Source organism: Synergistaceae bacterium, from assembly GCA_017444345.1.
In the GTDB taxonomy this organism is placed as follows: domain Bacteria; phylum Synergistota; class Synergistia; order Synergistales; family Aminobacteriaceae; genus JAFUXM01.
This window is the reverse complement of sequence record JAFSWW010000081.1, coordinates 1-4899: the sequence shown is the minus strand read 5'-3', so window position 1 is coordinate 4899 and position 4899 is coordinate 1. Positions and strand designations below refer to the sequence as shown.

Below are 4899 nucleotides of genomic sequence, written 5' to 3'. Positions count from 1 at the left end.
GCGGCCAATGCAGCAGGGTCACACCCGATCCCATGCCGAACTCGGAAGTTAAGCCTGCTAGCGTCGATGGTACTGTGTGGGGTACACACGGGAGAGCAGACCGTCGCCAGTTTATAATTTAAATCAAGAGGGAGTCTTTATTATGAGGCTTCCTCTTTTGCTATTGTGCTATGTTATAATCTAGCTTCATGATATAATCTTATAAATTTATTTTTTGCACGGAGAGATTCATAATAATGTCAAATAAAAGTTTATTGAGCATCGAACGCAAAAATGTTCAGGAATTATTTGAGAAAAATGATTCATTGTTTCTTATTCCCGATTATCAACGCCCTTATGCTTGGACAGAAGAAGAATGTACAGTTTTGTGGGAAGATTTATCATCTTTTGCGCTGCCTGAGAATGGCGTATTTGATCCCAAACTAGAATACTTTCTCGGCTCTATCGTAGTGTTCAAGAATCATGACGAAAAATTTGAAATTATTGACGGTCAGCAGAGATTAATTACTTTATTGCTAATGCTGCGCGCTTTCTACTTCACACTAAGTGAAATAGAAACAAGTTCAAATCTCTCACTTCTTGATGATAAAGAAATAGTTTCCGATGTAAGAAAAAATATAGGCAAATGTATTTGGCATACTAATGAATATGGCAAACCATATCGCGATCAGTTAAAAATTGAGTCACGTGTCGCTACGGAAGAGACTACAGGAGAACTCATTAATATTCTTTGCAATGGCGTGATTAATAATGACTCTAAATCTCGTTACGCGCAAAATTATAAATTCTATCAGGATAAAATTAGAGATTTAATGAATTCGTCTGATAATTTTAACTGGCTTGATTTACCGAATAGAATTCTTAATAACTGCGTGTTATTCCCTATAATAGCCGGTAATCGTGATACAGCACTGCGAATCTTCTCAACACTTAATGATAGAGGTAAACCGCTTGCTGACTCGGATATTTTCAAGGTGCAATTATATAAAGCATTCTCAGCACACGGCAAGAAAGAAAATTTTATAGAACAGTGGAAGGAATTAGAGGATATATGCGCTAAAATGTTCCCTTCAGATTCTCCTATGGATGAATTATTTAATCGCTATATGTACTATGAACGCGCAAAAGAAGGAAGCAAGAACAGCACTCTAATAGGGATTAGATCTTTTTATGAGCGCGATAATTATAGATTATTACGTGATGATCATGAAAGAGTATTCAAAAATTTAGTTATGCTTGCTGATTTTTGGTATAGCGTATTTACTCAGAATGAAGAAAGATTCTCACAAAGAACTCTTAAGAAATTATTTGTGCTGAATTACGCCCCTAATGCTATGTGGACGTTTATTGTATCTGTATATTTTTTGCATAATCAAGACTCATTTGACGATAATAAATTTTGTGATTTTCTCGATAGATTGACAGCGTTTATATGGGCGTTCACGATTCAAAATGGAGGTTCAAGCACTAATAGACTTCGTCCCCCGCTTTACAAAGAAATGATTAATATTGTCAATGATAAAGAATTAACTTTCTCTGATTATAAGTTCAAGTTTGAGGAATTAGATTCGTCGCTTAAAAAATATAATTTTAGCGGACAAGCAGGTATCACAAGATCAATGCTTGCATGGTGGACGATGAATTACAATGGACAGGGACTTTTGCCTCTAGCTGAAGATTTAGACATTGAGCATATTAGTACAAGTGGAAAATTAGTTAATAAAGATCGTTATAAAATGTTAGGCAATCAATCACTCTTGGAAGGCAAATTACAGAATTCAGCAGCAAAATTTGATTTTCCTAACAAGATAAGATACTACACAAAATCACAGATTAGAGAAATCCTAGATATTGCAGTAAATAGTAAAAATTTCAATGTTAAAGAAATTCAGCAGCGTACCAAGAAAATTTTTGAAAGTTTTATGGAATTCGTGCGAGAAAACGGCCTACTTGTATATTAATTCTATAATCATGTTATAATCTCTCTTGAAATATAAGCAAATTTTTTCACGGGAGAGTCTTTATCATTATGTCGAGTCTTAGTGCCGAGCAAAAATCTATAGAAGAATTCATGGGCAGCAAGCGAAATTTTTTCGTTATTCCTGACTATCAACGCCCCTACTCTTGGGAAGATGAAGAGTGCTTCACCCTATGGAATGATTTACTAGCTTTTATTTTTCCTGATAACGACTTCAAAAATTTTAATGACAAGGACGAATATTTTTTAGGCTCTCTTGTTATATTCAAGAATGAACATGACTCTCTTGAAGTTATTGACGGCCAGCAGCGTTTAATCACTCTCACTCTTTTATTGCGGGCATTCTATGAAGTCTACGGCGATAACATGAAAGACTCGGACTCACATGACAGAAAACGCGACATCGAAAAATGTCTCTGGGCCACTCCCGAACCAGGCGAAAAATTAAACATGTCAGCTCTAAAAATTTTCTCAAACGTAGCTACTGAAAACGAGTCTCAAGAATTCACAAGCATAATGCTAACCGGACAAGCTGACCCCGCAAGCAAATCAAGATACGCTTCAAATTATAGACTCTTTCAGGGTGCTATAAAAAATTTCTTGGCTCAATTTCCAGCCTATCTGCCATATATGACTCATAGAATATTAGCTAACTGCTCAGTATTACCGATTGAAGCTATTAATCAGACTACTGCACTTAGAATTTTCGCGACACTTAATGATAGGGGCAAACCGTTATCTGACTCGGATATTTTCAAGGCAAAATTATATAAAGCCTTCTCTAACAATGGGCAAAAGGATTTATTTATTTCTCAGTGGCGCGAGTTCGAGAATATTTGCAGCAAAATTTTCCAGTCAGGCAAAAATAATACTGTAGACGATATTTTTATGCGTTATATGTATTGCGTGAGGGCTTTTGCGGGGATTCGTGATTCAGGACTTGAGAGCTTGAGAGACTTTTACACCCGTGATGATAATAAATTTTCACTCTTGAATCGCGGCTATTATAAAACTTTTACGGACTTAATCACACTCGCTGATTTCTGGAAAGATGTTACAGTGCAAGAAACTAAACGTTTTTCTGACAGGGTACTCAAGCAATTATTTATTCTGCACAATATGCCCTCTAACATGTGGACTTTCTTAATATCAGTATATTTTATGGCCAATAAAGACGAAAACGGAAAATTGAACGAGAATGATTTTTGCGGATTCTTGCGGAAAATTACGGCTTTTATTTTAGCGTCTAGGCTCATGAGGCCCGGAAATAATGCACCTTTCTTTAATGCTATGGCAAATATCGCGGCAGGTCGTGAGGCAGATTTTAACGGTTATGAGTTCGATTTAAAGCAGCTCAGAGAGAGATTTTCACGTTTTGATTTCGTCAACAGCAGCAAATTAACTAAAAGTTTTGTAGTCTGGCAAGTCTTTCAAGATAAATATCAGCCTTTATTATCGCTTGAAGTAAAATTTGATATTGAGCACATTTTGCCACGTCGACGCGAGCAGGAACTAACAAATAAATCTAATCTTGAATCAATCGGCAATAAATCATTACTTGAGCGCGAAATTAATATACGTGCTTCTGACTATAGATTCAGGGATAAAGCTAATTACTATCTCGGCAATACCGGCAAGGCAAAAACTAATATTCATGAATTAATCGAACTCGCAAATAATCTCGAAAATTTTACGGAACAAGATATTATAAATCGCAATAAAAAAATTTTGGACGGGTTTATTAAGTTCATTCAAGCAAATAATCTCGCAAAATAAAATACTCCCGCATGAGTAAATCACACAGGAGCAAATTTTTTACAATAATTAATTATTTGGACTCCGTCTCGTCCTTTATCGCCGGAAATTCTTTCATGCCCATTTCACGCATTTGAGACTTCACAAAACTATTTGTCTTCTCTCGTGTCGCTATCTTTCTTAATACTGAACTCCCGCCCGTAAAATAGCCGAATTGTGTTATTTTGCCGTCCGAGTGCATTATTATTAAATGGTCATAGCCTTCAAATTTGCCGTCATCAAAAAAGTTCGGGAATGACATAGAAATATAATTTTCTTTAACGTCAATATTTTCTGCTGATAAATTCTCGTCAAAATAATCTTCAGGACGATTTAATATTTTTGTCTTCAAGAAATTTTCTAAATCTTTCAGACTTGAGCCCACGTGAAGACCGCCCGCAAATATTTCTTTAGGATCTGACGTTATAAATTGCTCAAACTGAAATTTTTTGATGTCATTTACCGCAGTAGCTGCCACGATTGTATTATTTTTTGCCCATACCTTGTCCCATGCTGCTTTTGCGTGCTGCTTGTTGCTGCTCTCTTCACGGTAATATTCAAGCTCTTGGCCGGTTAATTCCTGCTCAAATGCCGGTTTGTTGCTTGAAATTATTTTTTCAGCTAGAGATCTCATGCTATTCAATAATTTATAGTCAAGAGTAATAGAGTCTTCAGCAAAACTCACACTTACAAGAAATAAAATTATCGCTAATACACATAAAATTTTACGAGTCATGATTTATTCAACCTCCATAATAATATTTTAATCTGTAACTTGAATCGTACGCAAAACCCCTATTACATCACCGACTGAGTACATTACTCTATAATAACCGCCCGGCAGAGTCGTATGAGTCTCTATATCCAACGGTAAAAGCTCATCAACACTAAAATTTAATTGTCCCATGTCATCAACTTCAGCGACATATGAGCCGTAAACAGGGCAAATTATATCGTCAATATTATAATAAACTATAGGCCTGTAACCTTGCGGGTAAAGTATATCTATAATGCTGCCTATATTCTTAAATCCGTATTGACTCACCGGTGTAGTATTGACTTGATATAAATCGCTTATTAACGTGAATGATATATCTACTGAAGTCCCCTCAGGAAATAAATTCCCG

At 35.9% G+C, this 4899-nt stretch carries 4 protein-coding genes and 1 rRNA gene; 3 read left to right on the top strand and 2 right to left on the bottom strand.

The genetic code is table 11. The features are described from left to right. The 3 genes from rrf to IJS99_05755 form a co-directional block, all read left to right on the top strand. Nucleotides 1-112 (top strand): 5S ribosomal RNA (rrf, locus tag IJS99_05765); the annotation flags it as partial. A 124-nt stretch (nt 113-236) separates the two neighbouring features. Beyond that, nucleotides 237-1961, top strand: coding sequence for a DUF262 domain-containing protein (locus tag IJS99_05760; GenBank protein ID MBQ7561320.1), 1725 nt, complete (start codon nt 237-239; stop codon nt 1959-1961). A 68-nt stretch (nt 1962-2029) separates the two neighbouring features. Then, entirely contained in the window at nt 2030-3754 is a 1725-nt protein-coding gene (locus IJS99_05755; GenBank protein ID MBQ7561319.1) for a DUF262 domain-containing protein, read from the top strand. Nucleotides 3755-3806: 52 nt separating this feature from the next. Here the strand turns inward: IJS99_05755 and IJS99_05750 are convergent, their stop codons facing one another. Together IJS99_05750 and IJS99_05745 are read right to left on the bottom strand one after the other, a co-directional pair. Next, nucleotides 3807-4508 carry a hypothetical protein gene (locus IJS99_05750; protein ID MBQ7561318.1) on the bottom strand — a complete coding sequence of 234 codons (702 nt, stop codon included), beginning with the start codon at nt 4506-4508 and terminating at the stop codon, nt 3807-3809. Nucleotides 4509-4535: 27 nt separating this feature from the next. After that, a partial coding sequence (locus tag IJS99_05745) for a hypothetical protein (protein ID MBQ7561317.1) occupies nt 4536-4899 on the bottom strand: 364 nt, incomplete at its 5' end.

What these genes read in the sequence shown, in the direction of transcription:
- IJS99_05760 (MBQ7561320.1), top strand. Translation starts at nt 237, where the DNA reads ATGTCAAATAAAAGTTTATTGAGCATCGAACGCAAAAATGTTCAGGAA.
- IJS99_05755 (MBQ7561319.1), top strand. Translation starts at nt 2,030, where the DNA reads ATGTCGAGTCTTAGTGCCGAGCAAAAATCTATAGAAGAATTCATGGGC.
- IJS99_05750 (MBQ7561318.1), bottom strand. Translation starts at nt 4,508, where the DNA reads ATGACTCGTAAAATTTTATGTGTATTAGCGATAATTTTATTTCTTGTA.